General features: G+C 62.5%; 17 protein-coding genes and 1 pseudogene. 12 read left to right on the top strand and 6 right to left on the bottom strand.

Annotated features, from left to right (window positions below):
• The 3 genes and pseudogenes from HV796_RS36310 to HV796_RS36300 all read right to left on the bottom strand — a co-directional run.
• A pseudogene (locus HV796_RS36310) lies at positions 1–573 on the bottom strand (EmrA/EmrK family multidrug efflux transporter periplasmic adaptor subunit); the annotation flags it as partial.
• 78 nt (positions 574–651) lie between these two features.
• Entirely contained in the window at positions 652–2,223 is a 1,572-nt protein-coding gene (locus HV796_RS36305; RefSeq protein WP_175232686.1) for an efflux transporter outer membrane subunit, read from the bottom strand.
• 56 nt (positions 2,224–2,279) lie between these two features.
• Positions 2,280–2,795 carry a MarR family winged helix-turn-helix transcriptional regulator gene (locus HV796_RS36300; protein WP_175232685.1) on the bottom strand — a complete coding sequence of 172 codons (516 nt, stop codon included), beginning with the start codon at positions 2,793–2,795 and terminating at the stop codon, positions 2,280–2,282.
• Between the two features lie 327 nt (positions 2,796–3,122).
• Here HV796_RS36300 and typA point away from each other — a divergent pair, with 327 nt between their 5' ends.
• From typA to HV796_RS36270, 6 genes are all read left to right on the top strand, one after another.
• The gene (typA, locus tag HV796_RS36295; protein WP_175232684.1) at positions 3,123–4,949 is read left to right on the top strand and encodes a translational GTPase TypA; all 1,827 of its coding nucleotides are present in this window, start codon (positions 3,123–3,125) and stop codon (positions 4,947–4,949) included.
• Positions 4,950–5,340: 391 nt separating this feature from the next.
• Positions 5,341–8,199, top strand: a complete 2,859-nt coding sequence (locus tag HV796_RS36290) for a 2-oxoglutarate dehydrogenase E1 component (protein WP_175232683.1) — start codon at positions 5,341–5,343, stop codon at positions 8,197–8,199.
• 186 nt (positions 8,200–8,385) lie between these two features.
• The gene (gene odhB / locus HV796_RS36285; RefSeq protein WP_175232682.1) at positions 8,386–9,663 is read left to right on the top strand and encodes a 2-oxoglutarate dehydrogenase complex dihydrolipoyllysine-residue succinyltransferase; all 1,278 of its coding nucleotides are present in this window, start codon (positions 8,386–8,388) and stop codon (positions 9,661–9,663) included.
• 106 nt (positions 9,664–9,769) lie between these two features.
• Positions 9,770–11,200, top strand: coding sequence for a dihydrolipoyl dehydrogenase (gene lpdA, locus HV796_RS36280; RefSeq protein WP_175232681.1), 1,431 nt, complete (start codon positions 9,770–9,772; stop codon positions 11,198–11,200).
• A gap of 99 nt (positions 11,201–11,299) precedes the next feature.
• Complete coding sequence (gene zapE / locus HV796_RS36275; protein WP_175232680.1) at positions 11,300–12,397, top strand: cell division protein ZapE; 1,098 nt, start codon at positions 11,300–11,302, stop codon at positions 12,395–12,397.
• Positions 12,398–12,545: 148 nt separating this feature from the next.
• The gene (locus tag HV796_RS36270; protein WP_175232679.1) at positions 12,546–13,001 is read left to right on the top strand and encodes a transposase; all 456 of its coding nucleotides are present in this window, start codon (positions 12,546–12,548) and stop codon (positions 12,999–13,001) included.
• Between the two features lie 118 nt (positions 13,002–13,119).
• On the opposite strand, the gene HV796_RS36265 is transcribed toward HV796_RS36270, so the two are convergent.
• Complete coding sequence (locus tag HV796_RS36265) at positions 13,120–13,605, bottom strand: DUF2147 domain-containing protein (RefSeq protein WP_175232678.1); 486 nt, start codon at positions 13,603–13,605, stop codon at positions 13,120–13,122.
• A 555-nt stretch (positions 13,606–14,160) separates the two neighbouring features.
• Between HV796_RS36265 and HV796_RS36260 the strand changes: the two genes are divergently transcribed.
• Positions 14,161–14,883 carry a DUF2968 domain-containing protein gene (locus HV796_RS36260; RefSeq protein WP_175232677.1) on the top strand — a complete coding sequence of 241 codons (723 nt, stop codon included), beginning with the start codon at positions 14,161–14,163 and terminating at the stop codon, positions 14,881–14,883.
• Positions 14,884–14,990: 107 nt separating this feature from the next.
• On the opposite strand, the gene HV796_RS36255 is transcribed toward HV796_RS36260, so the two are convergent.
• Positions 14,991–15,191, bottom strand: coding sequence for a hypothetical protein (locus tag HV796_RS36255; protein ID WP_175232676.1), 201 nt, complete (start codon positions 15,189–15,191; stop codon positions 14,991–14,993).
• A gap of 339 nt (positions 15,192–15,530) precedes the next feature.
• Here HV796_RS36255 and HV796_RS36250 point away from each other — a divergent pair, with 339 nt between their 5' ends.
• Positions 15,531–15,758 carry a hypothetical protein gene (locus HV796_RS36250; RefSeq protein ID WP_175232675.1) on the top strand — a complete coding sequence of 76 codons (228 nt, stop codon included), beginning with the start codon at positions 15,531–15,533 and terminating at the stop codon, positions 15,756–15,758.
• A 39-nt stretch (positions 15,759–15,797) separates the two neighbouring features.
• On the opposite strand, the gene hfq is transcribed toward HV796_RS36250, so the two are convergent.
• Positions 15,798–16,310: an RNA chaperone Hfq gene (gene hfq, locus HV796_RS36245; protein WP_175232674.1), complete on the bottom strand. Its 513-nt coding sequence runs from the start codon at positions 16,308–16,310 to the stop codon at positions 15,798–15,800.
• Positions 16,311–16,695: 385 nt separating this feature from the next.
• On the opposite strand from hfq, the gene HV796_RS36240 reads away from it, so the two are divergent.
• From HV796_RS36240 to HV796_RS36225, 4 genes are all read left to right on the top strand, one after another.
• Complete coding sequence (locus HV796_RS36240; protein ID WP_175232673.1) at positions 16,696–16,842, top strand: hypothetical protein; 147 nt, start codon at positions 16,696–16,698, stop codon at positions 16,840–16,842.
• Positions 16,843–16,877: 35 nt separating this feature from the next.
• On the top strand, positions 16,878–17,423 hold the full coding sequence (locus tag HV796_RS36235; RefSeq protein WP_175232672.1) for an RNA polymerase sigma factor: 546 nt from the start codon (positions 16,878–16,880) through the stop codon (positions 17,421–17,423).
• Positions 17,420–18,196: an anti-sigma factor family protein gene (locus tag HV796_RS36230; protein ID WP_175232671.1), complete on the top strand. Its 777-nt coding sequence runs from the start codon at positions 17,420–17,422 to the stop codon at positions 18,194–18,196. Before HV796_RS36235 ends, HV796_RS36230 begins: the two co-directional genes overlap by 4 nt.
• A 385-nt stretch (positions 18,197–18,581) precedes the next feature.
• Positions 18,582–19,331 (top strand): hypothetical protein, encoded by a 750-nt coding sequence (locus HV796_RS36225; protein ID WP_175232670.1) that lies wholly within the window; start codon positions 18,582–18,584, stop codon positions 19,329–19,331.
• The last annotated feature ends 64 nt before the right edge of the window (positions 19,332–19,395 follow it).

Below are 19,395 nucleotides of genomic sequence, written 5' to 3'. Positions count from 1 at the left end.
GTTCGCAGTCAGTGCGCGGTTCGCCGCGAGCTGCTGCTCGGACGCGTCGAGCGCGGCCTGCGCGCTACGCACCGCGTCGCGCGCGTGCGAAATTTCTTCCATCGAGACGGCCCCTGTTTGCGCGACTGTCAGGCGGCGCCGCAGGTCGTCCTGCGCGCGCGACAGGTCCGACTGACGGACCGCGACCTGGGCCTGATACTGGTTGTCGTCGACATACAGGCCCCGCACCTGGCGTACCACCTGCGCGAGATTGGCTTCAGCCTGCTGCAGGGCGACGCGCGCATCGGCCGGGTCGAGCACGACGATCGGATCGCCGACCTTCACGGTCTGCGTGTCGTCCGCGTTCACCGCGATCACCGTGCCGGTGACCTGCGGCGTGATCTGCACGACGTTGCCGTTCACATAAGCATCGTCGGTGGTCTCGTGAAAACGTGCGACGAGAAAGTAGTACAACCCGTAGCCGATCGCGGCGAGCAGGATCACGATGGTGAGCAGCGTCATCATTCGTTTGCGCTTGCCGTTGCTGCTCGTAGGTCGCGTGTTGGGCGCGGGTGGTTGTTGAGGCGTGCTCATGATGGACTCCCTGTCCTTTCGTGTCTCTTGTGTGACGCGTGCGTGTGCGCGTGTGGTGTGCGCGGCGAGACGCCCAGCTCAATCCGCCGCGTGAGCCGACGCGGTGCGGGTCGGCGTGCTATCGGGGTGTGCCTGCGCTTGCGCCGGCGGGGCACTGGCCGCATCGGGCGGCGGCGCGGCGAGGCCCACCGCGGTCGCGTCGAAGCCGCCGCCGAGCGCCTTCACCAGACCGATCTGCAGGTCACGGCGGTGCATTTTCAGATTCGTCACTGCCTGCTCGGCGGCGAGCCGGTTGTCGTCGGCGTTGAGCACCTGCAATTGCGGCGACAACCCGGCCCGGTAACGGATGACGGCAAGCTGATACGCCTTCGTCGAAGCGTCGAGTGCGCGTTGCGCGTCGCTTTCCTGCTTGTCGATCGAGCGGATCGACGAGACTTGCGTCGCGACTTCGTTCAACGCGTTGATCAGCGTCTGGTTGTAGTTCGCGACGTCGAGGTCGAAATCCGCATAGCGGCCCTTCAGTTGCGCGCGTAGCGCGCCCGCGTCGAAGAGCGGCAGATGGATGGCCGGTCCGGCCATGATCTGGCGGCTCGACCACAGAAACAGGTCGCTCCAGCCAAACGCGTCGAAGCCGAAATTCGCGGCGAGATTGATGTCCGGGAAGAACTCAGCCTTCGCTTCCTTCACGCCGTGCATCGCCGCTTCGACTTGCCAGCGCGCTGCGACGAGGTCGGGGCGGCGCGCGACGAGGTCGGCGGGCACGTTGTCCGGCAAGGTGACGGCGTCGCCCGCGTTCAACGCCGGCTGCGAGATTTGCAGACCGCGGTCCGGGCCCTTGCCGAGCAGTGCGCCGAGCTGATAGCGCACGACGGTGATCTGACCGTCGAGGTCGGTGAGCGTCGACTGGCTGGTGGCGATATTGCCGTTCGCGGTCTGCTTCTCGACGTTGGTGTCGAGCCCAGCGCCGACGCGGTCGTTGGTGATCGAGCCGACCGTCTGCCGGTTGTCGATCTCGCGCTGCGCGATGTCGCGCAGCGCGTACAGTTGTGCGAGCTGGTTGTACGTGCTTGCGACCGACGTGGCGAGCGCCACGCGCACCTGCTGCACCTCCGCTTGCGCGGCTTTTTGCTGCGACACAGCCGCCTGCAGCTTCGCGCGATTCTTGCCCCATAGGTCGAGGTCCCATGTCGCGCTGGCGAGCACATAGTGCTCGCTGTCCCATTTGCCGCCGATCGGCGGGACAAACAGGCCGTTAGGCGAGTAGCGCTCGCGCGTCCACGTGTAGCTGCCGGTCACCTGCGGAAACAGCGCGGAACGTGAGCTTTCGATATAGGACTGCGCCTTGGCAAGTCGCGCCTGCGCCTGCGCGATCGACGGATTGCCTTCGAGCGCCTCGTCGATCAGTTTCGGCAGCTGCGGGTCGCCGAACTGGGTGGCCCAGTCGAGCGACGGCCACGCGCCGCCTTCGTTCGGCACGCTTTGCGTGGTCTCGTACTGAGCCGGGTCCGCGATTTTCTTGTCGCTGCTGATGCCGAGATAGTTCACGCACCCTGACAGCGCCAACGCCATTGCCGTCAGCGCGACCGACGCGACGGAAATGGCGGCAGCCCGGCGCGGGTGGCCGGGCGCAAATGAAATGGTCGACTTCATCAATCGGTCTCTTTGTTTTTTAATCAATATGAGTCATGGACACTGCAACCAATTTACTACGGCTTGGCGTCCGAATTGCTTGCCGAGTCACGGGTTATACCGCTTGAGTCAGTGTTATTGGCGAGCACGCGCCTGAGCAGGCTCTTGAGGAAGCCGGTCTCCTCCGGCGTGAAACCGGACAGCAGTTTGTCCAGTACGCTGGTGAAGATCGCCGGCAGCTTCGCCGCGATTGCGCAGCCTTCCGCGGTGAGCGCAAGGCGCACCACGCGCCGGTCCTCGCTGCTGCGCACACGGGTCAGCAGCCCGCGCTTTTCGAGGCGGTCGATCAGGCGCGTGACCGCACTCGCATCGATGCCGTACTCGCGCGCCAGTTCCGCGGCAAGCAGGCACTTGCCGCTCGCGACCATGAACAGAATGCTGGCTTGCGTGCTGGTGATGCCGAGTTCGGCCATGGCCCGCTGCGTGACCATGTTCGACATCGTCGACTTCACGCGGGAAATCAGATATCCGACACTTTCCGAGAGCTGGTATTCGCGAATCTCGGGGGGTGGCGTGATGGACGGGTCCGTCATGATTCTTATGCGAAAGCAATGGTTGACTAGGCATGATTATAAGAACGCTTAATTGACGTGGCAAGCGTTCTTACACATTAGGTAACGGTGTTTTGTTACTCAAGCCGATAACGGGCCTGGTAGGGGTATCGTGCGCGACGACATCCCGCCGGAGCCCTCTCCGGCGAGGCTTCCTGCGGTGCCTATTGGGGAATACACGAGGGAATGCGAGAAATCCGTCACGACTGCGTGCTAGAATGTGCGGTTCCCGGAAGTGCGTCTGCGTTGCGTTCTGAATGATGAGTTCGGAATCCGTCGGCGGGCGCGCTCAATCGTTCTCAGGTCCCTATGTCCCGCGCTCTTCGCAATATCGCCATCATCGCCCACGTCGACCACGGCAAAACCACGCTTGTCGACCAGTTGCTCCGCCAGTCCGGCACGTTCCGCGAAAACCAGCAGATGGTCGAACGTGTGATGGATTCGAACGACATCGAAAAGGAGCGCGGCATCACGATTCTTGCGAAGAACTGCGCGGTCGAGTACGAAGGCACGCACGTCAATATCGTCGACACGCCGGGCCACGCGGATTTCGGCGGCGAAGTCGAGCGTGTGCTGTCGATGGTCGATTCAGTGCTGCTGCTCGTCGACGCGGTCGACGGGCCGATGCCGCAAACCCGTTTCGTCACGAGGAAGGCGCTCGCACTCGGCCTGAAGCCGATCGTCGTCGTCAACAAGATCGACCGTCCGAGCGCGCGGATCGACTGGGTGATCAACCAGACTTTCGATCTGTTCGACAAGCTCGGCGCAACCGAAGAACAACTCGATTTCCCAGTGGTTTATGCGTCGGCCCTGAACGGCTACGCCGGGCTCGATCCGAGCGTGCGCGAAGGCACCATGCGACCGCTGTTCGAGGCGATTCTCGAGCACGTGCCGGTGCGCCCGGCGGACCCGGACGGTCCGCTGCAACTGCAGATCACGTCGCTCGACTATTCGACGTATGTTGGCCGGATCGGCGTGGGCCGTATTAACCGCGGCCGCATCAAGCCCGGCCAGCAGGTCGCGCTGCGTTTCGGGCCGGACGGCGACGTGCTGAACCGCAAGATCAACCAGGTGCTGTCTTTCCACGGCCTCGAGCGGGTGCAGGTCGACGAGGCGCAGGCGGGCGACATCGTGCTGATCAACGGCATCGAAGATATCGGCATCGGCGCGACGGTTTGCGCGCCGGAAGCGCCTGAGGCGCTGCCGATGATCACCGTCGACGAGCCGACGCTGACGATGAACTTCCTCGTGAATTCGTCGCCGCTCGCGGGCAAGGAGGGCAAGTTCGTCACCAGCCGGCAGATTCGCGACCGCCTGATGAAGGAACTGAACCACAACGTCGCGCTGCGCGTGCGCGACACGGGCGACGAAACCGTATTCGAAGTGTCGGGCCGCGGCGAATTGCACCTGACCATCCTGGTCGAAAACATGCGCCGCGAAGGGTTCGAGCTCGCCGTGTCGCGGCCGCGCGTCGTGCTGCAGGAAATCGGCGGCGTGAAGCACGAGCCGTACGAAATGCTGACCGTGGACCTCGAAGACGGCCACCAGGGCGGCGTGATGGAAGAACTGGGCCGCCGCAAGGGCGAAATGCTCGACATGGCATCGGACAGTCGCGGCCGTACGCGTCTCGAATACCGGATTCCCGCGCGCGGCCTGATCGGCTTTCAAAGCGAATTCCTGACGCTCACGCGCGGCACCGGGCTGATGAGCCATGTGTTCGACGCCTATGGCCCGATCAAGGAAGGCTCGGTCGGCGAGCGCCGCAACGGTGTGCTGATCTCGCAGGACGACGGCGCGGCGGTGGCTTATGCGCTGTGGAAGCTGCAGGATCGCGGCCGCATGTTTGTGAAGCCGGGTGACCCGCTGTACGAAGGCATGATTATCGGCATCCACAGCCGCGACAACGATCTCGTGGTGAACCCGATCAAGGGCAAGCAGTTGACGAACGTCCGTGCGTCGGGCACCGACGAAGCGGTGCGCCTCGTGCCGCCGATCCAGATGTCGCTCGAATATGCGGTCGAATTCATCGACGAGGACGAACTCGTCGAAGTGACGCCGCAGTCGATCCGCCTGCGCAAGCGTCACCTGAAGGAGCACGAACGGCGCCGCGCCAGCCGCGAAGCGGCGGTCGACTGACCGGACGACGCCCGCTGAATGCGTTGCACGCACTTTCGGCGATCGCGTTCGCAGTGACTGAATAAAAAACCGCCCTCATTCGGGCGGTTTTTTTATTATCTTCCGCCCTGATATATCAACTCGGACTCACGCAATCGTTGCGATTTTGCACACAGAGTCCTGCGTAATTCGCAGTAACCCCGCAGCGCGCCGCAGGGCCTTTCCCAACGGGCGTTCGAGGCTTTTTCACCCGGGCATTCGCGATGGTTCTGTGCTATTCTCCGCGGATGCAAGTTTTAGGTCCTTCCAAGCAAGACTTGATTCGCGCAATCCGCTAAACGGTCAGGCCGTGTCGCGGAAGGTTCAACAACCCGCTATTTCTCGAGAAACTCGACGAAAGGTGAGCGTAAACATGATGAAGCAATTCCAGCTGAACTCGTATTTGTTCGGCGGCAATGCTCCGTACGTAGAAGAATTGTACGAAGCGTATCTCGACAATCCGGCGTCAGTGCCCGAGAACTGGCGCAGCTATTTCGACGCATTGCAGAATACGCCGGCATCAGATGGCACGAGTGCCAACGATGTGGCCCATGGCCCGATCGTCGAATCGTTTGCCCAGCGCGCCAAGGCCAATGCCTTCGTCCCGCGCGTCGCAGGGGGGGCGGAAGAGTCCACCGCCCGCAAACAGGTTTTCGTTCAGTCCCTCATCGACGCATACCGCTTCCTTGGCTCGCAATGGGCCAACCTCGATCCGCTGAAGCGCCGCGAACGTCCCCCGATTCCCGAACTCGAACCCGCGTTCTACGACTTCACCGAAGCCGACATGGACCAGGTGTTCAACGCGAACGCGCTGTACTTCGGCGTCGAGCAGGCGTCGCTGCGCGACATCGTGAAAAATCTGCGCGACACGTACTGCGGCACGATTGGCGCCGAGTACATGTACATCAGCGATCCTGAACAAAAGCGCTGGTGGAAGGAGCGCCTCGAGTCGATCCGGTCGACGCCGAATTTCTCGAACGAGAAGAAGAAGCACATCCTGAATCGCCTGACCGCTTCTGAAGGCCTCGAGCGCTTCCTGCACACGAAGTACGTTGGCCAGAAGCGCTTCTCGCTGGAAGGTGGCGAGAGCTTTATCGCGTCGATGGACGAAGTCGTGCATCACGCGGGCGCGCAGGGCGTGCAGGAAATCGTGATCGGCATGGCGCACCGCGGCCGTCTGAACGTGCTGGTGAACACGCTTGGCAAGATGCCGGCGGATCTCTTCGCCGAGTTCGAAGGCAAGCACGTCGATGACCTGCCGGCCGGCGACGTGAAGTACCACAAGGGCTTCTCGTCGGACGTCGCGACTGACGGCGGCCCGGTTCACCTGTCGCTCGCGTTCAATCCGTCGCACCTTGAAATCGTCAACCCGGTCGTCGAAGGCTCGGCGAAGGCCCGTATGGACCGCCGCGGCGACGACATGGGCCTGCAGGTGTTGCCGGTGCAGATTCACGGCGACGCGGCCTTCGCCGGCCAGGGCGTCGTGATGGAAACGCTGAACCTCGCGCAGACGCGTGGTTACGGCACGCACGGCACGCTGCATATCGTGATCAACAACCAGATCGGCTTTACGACGTCGGACCCGCGTGACTCGCGCTCGACGCTGTACTGCACGGACGTGGTCAAGATGATCGAAGCGCCGGTGCTGCACGTGAACGGCGACGACCCGGAAGCGGTCGTGCTCGCCACGCAACTGGCCATCGACTACCGGATGCAGTTCCACAAGGACGTCGTGGTCGACATCATCTGCTTCCGCAAGCTGGGTCACAACGAACAGGACACGCCGGCGGTCACGCAGCCGCTGATGTACAAGACGATCGCGAAGCACCCGGGCACCCGCGCGTTGTATGCGGAAAAGCTCGTCCAGCAAGGTGTGATCAGCGCGGAAGAAGGCGACGAATTCGTCAAGGCGTACCGTAAGGCGATGGACGAAGGTCATCACACGATCGACCCGGTGCTGTCGAACTACAAGAGCAAGTACGCGGTCGACTGGGTGCCGTTCCTGAATCGCAAGTGGACCGATGCCGCCGATACGGCCGTGCCGCTCGCGGAGCTGAAGCGCCTCGCCGAGCGCATCACGACCGTTCCGGACAACTTCAAGGTGCACCCGCTCGTCGAGCGCGTGATCAATGACCGCCGTGCGATGGGTCGCGGCGAAGCGCCGCTCGACTGGGGTATGGGCGAGCATCTCGCGTTCGCGTCGCTGGTCGCTTCGGGCTACGCGGTGCGCCTGACCGGCCAGGACTCGGGCCGCGGCACGTTCACGCACCGTCACGCGGTGCTGCACGATCAGAACCGCGAGCGCTGGAACGACGGCACGTATGTGCCGCTGCAGAACGTCGCCGATGGGCAGGCGAAGTTCACGGTGATCGACTCGGTATTGTCTGAAGAGGCTGTACTCGGTTTCGAGTATGGCTACTCGACCGCCGAACCGAACACGTTCGTCGCGTGGGAAGGCCAGTTCGGCGACTTCGCGAACGGTGCGCAGGTCGTGATCGACCAGTTCATCTCGTCCGGTGAAGTGAAGTGGGGCCGCGTGTCCGGTCTGACGATGCTGTTGCCGCACGGCTACGAAGGTCAGGGCCCGGAACACTCGTCGGCGCGGATGGAACGCTATCTGCAGCTGTGCGCTGACCACAACATGCAGGTCGTGCAGCCGACCACGCCGGCGCAGATGTTCCATCTGATGCGTCGTCAGATGATCCGTCTGTTCCGCAAGCCGCTGATTGTCTTCACGCCCAAGTCGCTGCTGCGTCACAAGGAAGCCGTGTCGGATCTGTCGGAACTGGCGAAGGGCTCGTTCCAGCCGGTAATGGGCGAAGTGGACGCCTCGATCGACCCGAAGAAGGTCAAGCGCGTGCTGGTGTGCTCGGGCCGTGTGTACTACGACCTCGTCGCCCATCGCCGCGAAGCGAAGGCGACCGATGTCGCGATTTTCCGTATCGAACAGCTGTATCCGTTCGCGCACAAGCAGTTCGAAGCGGAAATGAAGAAGTACGACAACGTGACCGAAGTGGTCTGGGTGCAGGACGAGCCGCAGAATCAGGGCCCGTGGTTCTACATCGAGCATCATCTGAAGGAAGGCATGAAGGAAGGCCAGAAGCTCGCGTATAGCGGCCGTCCGGCCTCGGCATCGCCGGCCGTCGGTTACTACGCGAAGCACTACGAGCAGCAGAAGGCGCTGGTCGAAGGCGCGTTCGGTCGTCTGAAGAGCACGTCGATCATTAAATAACGACAACGCGAACCGTGGGAAGGCGCGGCGCGCTTTCCCACACCGTAACGATCGCCGTCGCGCGCGCATCGATCCGATTCGAAGCGTTTGCGGCCGCGCGTGCGGTGTGTCCGCGGTTCGCGATACCGGCCTTGAAACGGGCCGTTTATTGCGCCGTTACCCAAATACGTATTCCAGGAAAATCACATGGCTATTGTTGAAGTCAAGGTTCCCCAGCTCTCCGAGTCGGTGTCGGAAGCCACGATGCTGCAGTGGAAGAAGAAACCGGGCGAAGCAGTGACGCAAGACGAGATCCTTATCGAAATCGAGACCGACAAGGTCGTTCTTGAAGTGCCGGCACCCTCGGCCGGCGTGCTCGCGCAAGTGATCAAGCACGACGGCGATATCGTCGTCGCTGACGAACTGATCGCGAAGATCGACACGGAAGGCAAAGCGGGCGCGGCGGCAGTCGAAGCCGAAGTGAAGCCCGCGCCGCAGACCAACGCCGCGCCGGCACCGGCGCAAGCTGCCGCTCCGGCGACCGCGGCCAATGCGAACGCAGCGGCATCGCCGGCGGCGACGAAACTGATGGCGGAGAAGAGCCTGTCGGCCGGCGACGTCGCGGGCACGGGGCGCGACGGCCGCATCACGAAGCAGGACGTGCTGGGCGCGGGCGCTGCTCCGGCCCCCGCGGCCAAGGCTGCGCCGGCACCGGCCGCACCGAAGGCGGCCAAGCCGTCGCTGCCGGACGTGAAGGCGCCGGGGGCCGACCAGTGGCTGCATGACCGTCCGGAACAGCGTGTGCCGATGTCGCGTCTGCGCGCGCGCATCGCGGAGCGTTTGCTCGAGTCGCAGCAAACGAACGCGATTCTCACGACGTTCAACGAAGTGAACATGGCGCCGGTGATGGAACTGCGCAACAAGTACAAGGACCGCTTCGAGAAGGAACATGGCGTGAAGCTCGGCTTCATGTCGTTCTTCGTGAAGGCGGCCGTGCATGCGCTGAAGAAATTCCCGCTCGTGAACGCGTCGATCGACGGCAACGACATCGTCTATCACGGCTACTTCGACATCGGTATCGCGGTCGGTTCGCCGCGCGGTCTCGTGGTGCCGATCCTGCGCAACGCGGACCAGATGAGCCTCGCGGACATCGAGAAGAAGATTGCCGAATTCGGCCAGAAGGCGAAGGACGGCAAGCTGTCGATCGAAGAAATGACCGGCGGCACGTTCTCGATCTCGAACGGCGGCGTGTTCGGCTCGATGCTGTCGACGCCAATCATCAACCCGCCGCAGTCGGCCATTCTCGGCGTGCACGCGACCAAGGAGCGTCCGGTGGTCGAAAACGGCCAGATCGTGATCCGTCCGATCAACTACCTCGCGCTGTCGTATGACCATCGGATCATCGATGGCCGCGAAGCGGTGCTGTCGCTGGTCGCGATGAAGGATGCGCTGGAAGACCCGGCGCGCCTGCTGCTCGACCTGTAATCCGCACGGCGTTCCGTCGTTCCAGCAAGTCAGTACGCAGTCTGTACCGCAGCGATGCGCGCCACGAAACGTGGCCGCGCATCGCTGCGCCATCGAAAGGATTGTCATGTCCAAAGAATTTGACGTCGTCGTGATCGGTGCCGGTCCCGGCGGCTATATCGCCGCGATTCGCGCCGCGCAGCTCGGCAAGTCCGTCGCCTGCATCGAAAAATGGAAGAACCCGGCCGGCGCGCTGAAGCTCGGCGGCACGTGCCTGAATGTCGGCTGCATTCCGTCGAAGGCGCTGCTTGCGTCGTCGGAAGAGTTTGAAAATGCGCAGCATCACCTCGGCGACCACGGCATCAGCGTGGACAACGTGAAGGTCGACATCGCGAAGATGATGTCCCGCAAGGAAGGCATCGTCGAAAAGATGACGAAGGGGATCGAGTTCCTGTTCCGCAAGAACAAGATCACGTGGCTCAAGGGCCACGGCAAGTTCGTCGGCAAGAGCGATGCCGGCGTGCAGATCGAAGTGAGCGGTGAGGGCGAAACCGAAACGGTGGTCGCGAAGCATGTGATCATCGCGACCGGTTCGAAGGCGCGCCATCTGCCGAACGTGCCGGTCGACAACACGCTCGTCGCCGATAACGAAGGCGCGCTGTCGTTCGACGCGGTGCCGAAGAAACTCGCGGTGATTGGCGCCGGTGTGATCGGTCTGGAGCTGGGTTCCGTGTGGCGGCGTCTCGGCGCCGATGTGACGGTGCTCGAGGCGCTGCCCGAATTCCTCGGTGCGGCCGACGAGGCGCTGGCGAAAGAAGCCGCGAAACAGTTCAAGAAGCAAGGTCTCGACATTCACCTCGGCGTGAAGATCGGCGAAGTGAAGAGGTCGGCCAACGGCGTGTCGATCGCGTACACGGACAAGGACGGCAACGCGCAGACGCTTGAAGCGGACCGTCTGATCGTGTCGATCGGCCGTGTGCCGAATACCGACAACCTCGGTCTCGAAGCGATTGGCCTGAAGGCGAACGAGCGCGGCTTTATCGACGTCGACGAACATTGCGCGACGAGCGTGCCGAACGTCTATGCGATCGGCGACGTCGTGCGTGGCCCGATGCTCGCGCACAAGGCCGAAGACGAAGGCGTGCTGGTGGCTGAGATCATCGACGGGCAGAAGCCGCATATCGACTACAACTGCATTCCGTGGGTGATCTACACCGAACCGGAAATTGCCTGGGTCGGTAAGACCGAGCAGCAGCTGAAGGCCGAAGGCCGCGAGATCAAGACCGGCCAGTTCCCGTTTTTGGCGAACGGCCGCGCGCTCGGTATCAACAAGGCGGATGGCTTCGTCAAGATGATCGCCGACGCGAAGACCGACGAACTGCTTGGCGTGCATATCATCTCGGCGAACGCGTCCGATCTGATCGCGGAAGCGGTGGTGGCGATGGAATTCAAGGCGGCGTCGGAAGACATCGGCCGGATCTGTCATCCGCACCCGTCATTATCCGAAGTGATGCGTGAAGCCGCGCTCGCGGTCGACAAGCGCGCACTCAACATGTAAGTCCGAAAAGCCCGATTCCTCGCATTGGGTATCACGACGAAGGCGGGCAGGGTTCAAACCCGCCCGCCTTCGTCATATCTAGCTGTGTAGTGGCATAAGATGAACGTCACCGAATACTACGAAAACGAACTGCAGACTCGGGGTTACCAGTCCGATCCCGCGCAACGCGCGGCGGTTGATCGTCTGCAGCGATGCTATGAAGAGTGGGTGGCGTACAAGGCACGCCGGCCGAACGCGTTGATGAAGCTGATCATGCATCCGGATCTGCCGCGTGGCGTCTACATGTGGGGAGGCGTCGGCCGCGGCAAGAGTTTCCTGATGGACAGCTTCTACATGGTCGTGCCGCTGACGCGCAAAACGCGCCTGCACTTCCATGAGTTCATGCGCGAAGTGCATCGCGAGCTCGATGAACTGAAAGGGCAGGCTGATCCGCTCGACGAACTCGCGCGGCGGATCGCCAAGCGCTATCGGTTGATCTGCTTCGACGAGTTTCACGTGTCCGATATCGCCGATGCGATGATCCTGTACCGTCTGCTCGACCGGCTATTCGAAAATGGCGTGCAGTTCGTGATGACGTCCAACTACGATCCGGACACGCTCTATCCGGACGGACTGCATCGCGACCGCATGCTGCCGGCGATCGAACTGATCAAGAGCAGGCTCGACGTGATCAACGTCGATGCGGGCGTGGATTACCGGCGGCGCACGCTGTCGCAGGTCGAGGTGTATCACACGCCGCTTGGCGCCGCCGCGAACAAGGCGTTGCGCGACGCCTACGCGCGGCTCGCCGCGGTTCCCGACGAGAGTCCGCTGCTGCGTATCGAAAAGCGCGAACTGAAGGCGCTGCGCCGCGCTGACGGTGTCGTCTGGTTCGATTTCGCGACGCTGTGCGGCGGCCCTCGCTCGCAGAACGACTATCTGGAACTCGCGTCACGTTTTCACGCGGTGATCCTCTCCGACGTGCCGCAAATGACGCCACGGATGCAATCGGAGGCACGCCGCTTCACATGGCTGATCGATGTGTTCTACGACCACAAGGTGAAGCTGCTGATGTCGGCCGCGGTGCTGCCGGAACAGCTGTATGTCGAAGGGCCGATGGCCAACGAGTTTACGCGCACCGTGTCGCGCATTGTCGAAATGCAGTCGATGGAATATCTGGATACGCCGCGGCGTATCGTCGATACGTCGCTTACGTAGTGCGCGAATTCACTCGAACGAGATAGCGTGCAACGCGCTACGCCGAATGGCGTAGGGGCACGTCGCATTTTCAAGATTCGGATTGTTCTGATATTCGGTGTACGAGGGAGTCGATATCGTCGTCGGGGTCTCGACCAAGGAGGATGCCTTGACCCCATACCGTGATCTCACCGATGAAGAATGGTTGCGCGTTGCACCACTAATTCCCGAACTTCGGCCGCGTTCCGAATTGCGCGGCCGGCCCCTTGCCAACACCCGTGCTGTGCTGAATGGCGTGCTTTGGGTGATGTTTAGCGGCGCAACATGGTCAGCCATGCCGCGCAAGTACCCGTCCTATCAAACCTGCCATCGACGCTTCAAGGCGTGGCATCAATCGGGTGTACTCAAGCGCCTGCTCGAACAGCTGTTCGGTGTCGCGGGCGTGGATCTGTGCAACTCGATGGAGGCGCGCATGCGCGTGCATGTCGCCGGTCACACTGGCGAATTGCCGGCTGCCGAAGGCGCTGACACAGCAGCGCCGGTTACTTATGCACCGGCGGCGCCCGGCACACCGGCCGTTGCACCCGTGTTCAACTATGCGCGCGCGTTCAAGCACGCTGCGTAACCGGACCGTTCGAACCGATTTGCCCTGAAGAGACGATCAGCCGGCGATCAATATCGTCGGCTGGTTTGGGGTGCGCCGTTGCGGCGACACGCGGCCCCGTGCGCTCGCGTCCCCCCGCTCAGTTTTGCCGAATCCAGGTCTGCGAGCGCCCAAGCAGGGACACGCCGATATACCCGCGAACGACAAGCTTCTGCCCGCCATCTTCAGTGTGCATCTTGCACTTGTAGAGCTTGCCGTTTTCCGGATCGAGAATCTGGCCGCCGTCCCAGACATCGCCGTCCTTTTTCATATCGTCGATGATCGTCATGCCGAGGATCAATTGATCCTTGCGCGCATCCGTGCATTCGGTACAGCGCCGGCCGGGCGGCTCGTTCGGGTTGAGCGACTTGATGACCTTGCCGCTTAACACGCCGTTCTCATCCTGTGTGATCTGCACGAGCGCCTTCGGCTGATGGGTATGATCGTCGATCGTCTGCCACGTGCCGACCGGGCTGTCGCTTTGCGCGAACGCAGCCGTCGAGCTGATCAGCACCATGCTTGCGACGGTCGCTTCGCGAAGCGCACGGCCGGCGAATCCGCCGGCGCGTCGGGAGAATTGCATCATGGTTTTTCCTCGTTGTTTGAAGTCGTCGCGGATGGGAGCGCGCGGGCGATCCGCGTGCGTGCATTGTGAACAGGTTCGCAGTCGGTTTCTTTTGGGGGCTTCGCTGGTGTACTTGCTATTGCGTGTTTAGCGGGTTAGCGGCTGACGCGGTTCGCAGGTCGATGCTTGCTGTGTGGGAGCCGGCAGGATACGTGAAAGGACGCCGGCCGTTTGATAGGAAAACTTCTAGAGGACGCAGGCGATGTCGAGCCGTCAGAAACGAAGTGATCGGCGCTTGCGGTCGAGTGAAGCATGGTTGGTCGGCCTGGCGGTCGACGGTCGGTTGCTTCTGCTCCGGCCGGGATGACAGCTGCGGTCGCCAGACACGTGCGCGGCGTGGCAGGATGGGGTGCGGCGAGGCGGTTCTGTTCGCATCCGATAGCAGGGCCGCGAGGTCAAAGCGGGTCTGTCGCGCGGCCCGCGTATCAAATTTCCGACGATGAACCCGAAACGCCCGATTCTGAGTAATAATGAGACGATTGGGTTAAAACAAAAACTGTTCAAAGCAGGAACTACATGGACCAGAAGTCGAAAATCCGGCAGATCGTACTGTCGGTATTGATCGCGACCGGGGGAATGCAGGCCGCTCACGCGCAGGAAGCGGTGTCGGACAGTGCAGCGAGTGGCGTCGCCGTGGAAACCACTGCGGCGGCTCAGCCCGATACTTCGGCAGCATCGTCTGCCGCGCCGGGTCAAACGATTGCGCTGACGCCCGACGAAGCGAAGCAGTCGGCCACGGGCAATGTCGCAGAACTGCAACAGATGATCCATGGCCCGGATCTCACCGAAATGCGCACGACGTACAACGGCAGCTATGGCGCGAGTCTGCTGTTCTACGGCAAGGAAATGACCTATTACGTTGCGCTGTTCCAGCAGAAGAATTTCTGGCGTGTGATCAAGACGCAGGACGATCAGCGCGCCGAGATGATCTACAAGGACTTCGTGCGTCAGACGGCGCAGCTATCCGACGTCGAAATTCGCCGCACCAGGCTCGAGGCGCAAAAGGCTCTGACCGAGCGCCTGATCGCGTTGTCGCAGGATCGCGCGAACCGCCTGCAGGCGGACCTGATGATCGCACGGCAGCAGCAGGCGATTGTGAGCGACCAGCAGCAGCAGAACCGCGCGGAAGCGACTGCGCTGCAGCAGCAGAAGACGCAGGCCCAGGCGCAATTGCGTGACGCACAGCGCCAGGTGCGCGACCTGCAACGTCAGCTGGACAGCGGTCTGCCTATTCGTTGACCCGGTGCGCCGTGACGCATGACCGCGTGACCGCGCATCCGTTTGCTGAAGCACTATCTGTTGACGCTGACAGGCTCAGCAGACCACTCGCGCGGGAGTCGGTCGGATCAGCGATGTAGCGGCCGCGCATGCGGTTGCGCCGGCTGCTTCACTGCATCCGCCTTCCGCTTTGCCGGCGTGCGGTTGGGTCGTTCGGAATCAACCGCGATGGGATCGCTGGCCGGAAAGGTTTCGGCCAGTGCCTCGTCGAGGCGTTGCTCGACGCTGAGCTCGGCCTGCTGCTGCGCTTTCGCCTTCGACATGGACATATTGCTCTCCGCTCGGACGTTGTCGAACAACCAGCATAGCGCAAACCCCTCAGTGACGACACTCGGCCCATCGGCCTAAGTTAAATCTTAATTTTGCCGAGGAGCGGGTCGAGCCTCGAAGCGGCGATTCCGACCGCAGGCAACCGCAACGCAACGACACCCCCGCGCAACCGGGTTCCGGTAAGCGCCGCATGAAGGTCGCGCCGATCGCCGTCTCGCGGGCCGCGCGGACATCACATCAATGGAATTTTCTCCGATCGGTTTCGTTCTTGTTCCGTCGCACGACAACGGCCGCGCTTCGCGGGCCGCTCGCCTGCGCACGGACGAGGTGAACCAATCATGGAGACGAACGGATCCGGCCGTGCATTGCGCCGGAATGCGTCACATGTGGTGGACGCGGAACTGGAACATCTGGAGTGGGCGACGCGGCAGCCGCTACTGGACATACTGGACGCGCAGTACTGGCGGCGTCGGGTGCTGGCGCTACAAAGCAGTTATCAGCTGACGCATCAACAGGGAATCCGGGTCGAGCGGATGTTGAGGCGGCTTGGCGGGCCGGTCGGTTAGAACCGCGGCGAGCCAACTGCCGCCCGTGCCGACCGCCGGCTACTCGTTATCGCCCGAGCCGCCGTGGTCGTTGTTGTTATTGTTGTTGTTGTTGCTGTTGCTGTTGCCATGGCCATCGCTGGCACCGGCGCCGAACAGGCGTCGACGGCGCGTCACGACGACCGGCCCTTCCGACCCGGAGCGTTCGGGCGTGCCCGGCGCGCTGCCGTACGACTCACGCGGCTCGCGCGTGTCACGGGGTTCACGCGGCTCGCGGGGTTCGCGATGCGAGCCGTGCGAACCATGCGGTCCGCGCGATGAATGTTCGCCATGCGACGGGCGACCCGCGCGCGGGCCCGGGCGCGTGCCGGTATCGAGCTGGATTGTCGAGATGGCACGCTTGTAGATGCCCTGCAGCCCGACAGGCGTGCGCAGCATCACCAGGTACTGATCGAACGACTCGATGCACCCCGTCAGACGGATCCCGTTGACGAGATAAATTTCGACGCGCTTTCTTTCTTTGCGCGCAGCGTTCATAAAGTCGTTTTGCGGATGCGATTCTGCGGAAGGCATGGACGATTGTGTGTGGAAGTACGGTTGTTCGCCGGGATTCTACATGGGTCGGCGCATACGCGTGCTGATCGGCGAATCAGACGCCCACTATAACGGCTTGCGCCCGCATAAGCATCCGTTAAATACGATGTGTAACGTTGCGTTACGAATCTTTGCATCTGAAGCGATGCCACTGGCGCGCCGGCCGGATTTTGTGCGATTGGAAGCGGCGCAAACCGGGCATCGAAACGCAATTTGGCATAACTTTAAAAATCCGTGGGTAGGGACGGAATAAAACGCGTCGAGATCTCGTTTTGTTCACGAGCTTGACCCGGTTTCACATTCGACGAATACCCGTCTACCTGCTTTCCGGACCGCAAGGCCCGTACCCAAAGGAGAGATGTGCATGAAGATGACACGACTCGTCAGCACCCTATGCATGCTCGTCGCGCTTGGCGCGGCGGCGCTCGCGACGACTGCCTGCAGCGACATGAACAGCGGCAGCAGCGGTGCGAGCAGCGGTAGCAGCAGCGGCAGCTCCGGCGGATATTGATCCGCAGATAACGCAACGCGAGGGTCGCTATCCGGGTGAATTTCGAAGCGGAAGTTGTATCCTGGCTCCCGCAGTTGCGCCGCTATGCGCGCGCGCTGACGGGAGATCACGCATGGGCGGACGATCTGGTTCAGGATACGGCCGAGCGTGCGCTCGCCCGTTGGTCGGCGTTCCGGCCGAACAGTAATCTGCGCGCATGGCTGCTGACCATTCTCCGGCACCTGTATATCGACCAGCTGCGTGTGCGCCGCGAGGTTGCGGTCGACGACGAAAGCGCGCCATGGCGCAATCTCGAGGCGCCGCGCGGCGAGGTCGATGGACTGATATTGCGCGACGTGCAGCGCGCCCTATACAGTCTCTCCGTCGAGCAGCGTGAAGTGGTGTTGCTCGTCTGCGTCGAGGAACTGAGTTACCAGGAGGCGTCGATCGCGCTTGGCGTACCGGTCGGGACGGTGATGTCGCGCTTGTCGCGCGCACGCGAGCAGATGAGACAGATGTTGACCGAAGGTCCAAATCAACAGAACCCGCAGGAAAACACGCACAAGTCCCCGTCGCTGAAAGTGGTGAGAAACTCTTCATGAACAACGACGCCCACCATCCCGAATCCGTGCCTGATCTGCGCATGCTGTCGGCATTCGTCGACGACGAGCTTTCCGAGCGCGACACGGCCGCAGTGCGCGAACATCTCGCGCATGACGAGCAGGCGGCTGCGCAGGTCGCCGCCTGGCGTGCGCAGAAGGCCGCGTTGCGGGCGCTGTGCGGTGCGACCCCTCACGACACGCAATTCGTGGTCGTGCGGTCACGTTCGCCGTGGTGGCGGCGGACCGCGATTGCGGCTTGCTGGCTGGTCGCCGGCGCGGGGCTCGCGCTGGTGCTCCAACCGCTCGTGCCGCGCCTGACGGGGGGCGAGACAATGTCTTTCGCGCGCCGCGCCGATATCGCGTACGCGGTGTATACGCCGGAGAAGCGTCATCCAGTCGAAGTCGCGGCGGCCGAAGAAGAGCATTTGATCAACTGGCTGTCGAAGCGTCTCGACCGCCAATTGTCGGTTCCGTCACTGCAGGAGTACGGCTATTCGCTGGTCGGCGGACGGCTGTTGCCGGGCGAAGCAGGGCCGGCCGCGCAATTCATGTACGAGAACCAGACTGGTGCACGCCTCACGCTTTACGTGACCGGCGTACCGAAGGACGAGACGGCGTTCCGCCTGTTCCGTGACGGCAATCGCCGCACGTTCTACTGGGTCAACGACGGCATGGGCTATGCGCTCTCCGGTCCGATTGCCGAGGGCAAGCTGCGCTCGATCGCGATTGATGTCTGCAGCGCGCTCGGCGGCCGTCCGGAAGCGTGGCAATAGCACGCAACGTGCCGCCGGGCGCGTTACCCGACTGCGCACAGGGAGCCTCGTCACGCCAGGTTCGTGTCAAACAGGCATGGTGCCTGGCGTGGAAGTCGGTAACGCAGGTCAGGTCTCGCCGCGGAATTCCCGCATCGCGACGTTTCATCTCACTAGCCGCGGGGCCGAGCAGAAATACCAGGTAACGAAGACGCTTCGCCGCACCTCGGACGCGGTGGAATAGCTATGCGCATCGTGTCGTTTATAGCTATGCGGGTCCGTCGTCGCGATGCATCAATATAGTGGCGATACGGGTTACGCAGGCGAATCGACGGGGCCTTTACGGCGCCGACACGCGGTTGTGTCGCAGTGCCGCACCGTCGAAGCGGGATAGATGATGCGCAACATGTCCGTATTGGCAGTAGTGCTTTACTCTTTTGCCGGTTGTGCGGTGGCTGCGACGCCGGTCGCGGTGGATGAACCCGCACCGCCGGTGTTGACCGAGCCGGACGGCCCGCAGCAAAATGCGCGGCCGGGCGACGAGGCGCCGGATGCGCAACCGGATAGTGTCGAGCAGTCCGGTGGCGCGCAGCCGGGCGGAGAAGCAGGAGGAATAGCGGGCGAAGAGGCGGGCAGCGACCAGCAGTACGCGCAGGAGTTCGCTCAACCGGCGCAGCAGGCCGAGCAGGCCGAGCAGGCACAGCAGGCACAACAGGCACAACAGGCACAACAGGAATGCCGCGAAGTGACGGGTGACGCCGAAATTGACGGCAAGCAACAGCAGATCAGTGGGATCGCGTGTCGCCAACCGGACGGCACATGGCGTATACAACAGTCGGACGACAGTGGCGGCGCGATTTATCCGGCGCCTTACGATCCGAACTATGCATATGGCAACGACTATGGTCCGTACCCGTACTACCCGTACTATCCGTATTATTGGGGGCCGCCGTTTGCACTCGGCGTCGGCGCGTCGTTCGTGTTTGTCGACCGGTTTCATCACTTCCATCACATCAACCATATCCACTTTGGACATCCGTACGGATTCGGCCATTTTCAACGGGGCTTTCATAGCGGGTTCCATGGCCATGGTGGATTTCATGGCAGCTTCCCTGGGGGCTTTCACGGGGGCGGGGGCGGCGGCCACGGGCGCTAGCGCGGGGGCGTGCGGCGTGCCGTGGGCACTGCGGCGCGCCGCTGCGCCGCGCCGCGGCAAACCG

It is taken from the genome of Paraburkholderia humisilvae (assembly GCF_902859855.1).
Taxonomy (GTDB): Bacteria; Pseudomonadota; Gammaproteobacteria; order Burkholderiales; family Burkholderiaceae; genus Paraburkholderia; species Paraburkholderia humisilvae.
The sequence above is the reverse complement of the archived record's forward strand: the minus strand, read 5'-3'. Positions and strand labels throughout refer to the sequence as shown.

What these genes read in the sequence shown, in the direction of transcription:
- HV796_RS36305 (WP_175232686.1), bottom strand. Translation starts at nt 2,223, where the DNA reads ATGAAGTCGACCATTTCATTTGCGCCCGGCCACCCGCGCCGGGCTGCC.
- HV796_RS36300 (WP_175232685.1), bottom strand. Translation starts at nt 2,795, where the DNA reads ATGACGGACCCGTCCATCACGCCACCCCCCGAGATTCGCGAATACCAG.
- typA (WP_175232684.1), top strand. Translation starts at nt 3,123, where the DNA reads ATGTCCCGCGCTCTTCGCAATATCGCCATCATCGCCCACGTCGACCAC.
- HV796_RS36290 (WP_175232683.1), top strand. Translation starts at nt 5,341, where the DNA reads ATGATGAAGCAATTCCAGCTGAACTCGTATTTGTTCGGCGGCAATGCT.
- odhB (WP_175232682.1), top strand. Translation starts at nt 8,386, where the DNA reads ATGGCTATTGTTGAAGTCAAGGTTCCCCAGCTCTCCGAGTCGGTGTCG.
- lpdA (WP_175232681.1), top strand. Translation starts at nt 9,770, where the DNA reads ATGTCCAAAGAATTTGACGTCGTCGTGATCGGTGCCGGTCCCGGCGGC.
- zapE (WP_175232680.1), top strand. Translation starts at nt 11,300, where the DNA reads ATGAACGTCACCGAATACTACGAAAACGAACTGCAGACTCGGGGTTAC.
- HV796_RS36265 (WP_175232678.1), bottom strand. Translation starts at nt 13,605, where the DNA reads ATGATGCAATTCTCCCGACGCGCCGGCGGATTCGCCGGCCGTGCGCTT.
- HV796_RS36260 (WP_175232677.1), top strand. Translation starts at nt 14,161, where the DNA reads ATGGACCAGAAGTCGAAAATCCGGCAGATCGTACTGTCGGTATTGATC.
- HV796_RS36255 (WP_175232676.1), bottom strand. Translation starts at nt 15,191, where the DNA reads ATGTCCATGTCGAAGGCGAAAGCGCAGCAGCAGGCCGAGCTCAGCGTC.
- HV796_RS36250 (WP_175232675.1), top strand. Translation starts at nt 15,531, where the DNA reads ATGGAGACGAACGGATCCGGCCGTGCATTGCGCCGGAATGCGTCACAT.
- hfq (WP_175232674.1), bottom strand. Translation starts at nt 16,310, where the DNA reads ATGCCTTCCGCAGAATCGCATCCGCAAAACGACTTTATGAACGCTGCG.
- HV796_RS36240 (WP_175232673.1), top strand. Translation starts at nt 16,696, where the DNA reads ATGAAGATGACACGACTCGTCAGCACCCTATGCATGCTCGTCGCGCTT.
- HV796_RS36230 (WP_175232671.1), top strand. Translation starts at nt 17,420, where the DNA reads ATGAACAACGACGCCCACCATCCCGAATCCGTGCCTGATCTGCGCATG.
- HV796_RS36225 (WP_175232670.1), top strand. Translation starts at nt 18,582, where the DNA reads ATGTCCGTATTGGCAGTAGTGCTTTACTCTTTTGCCGGTTGTGCGGTG.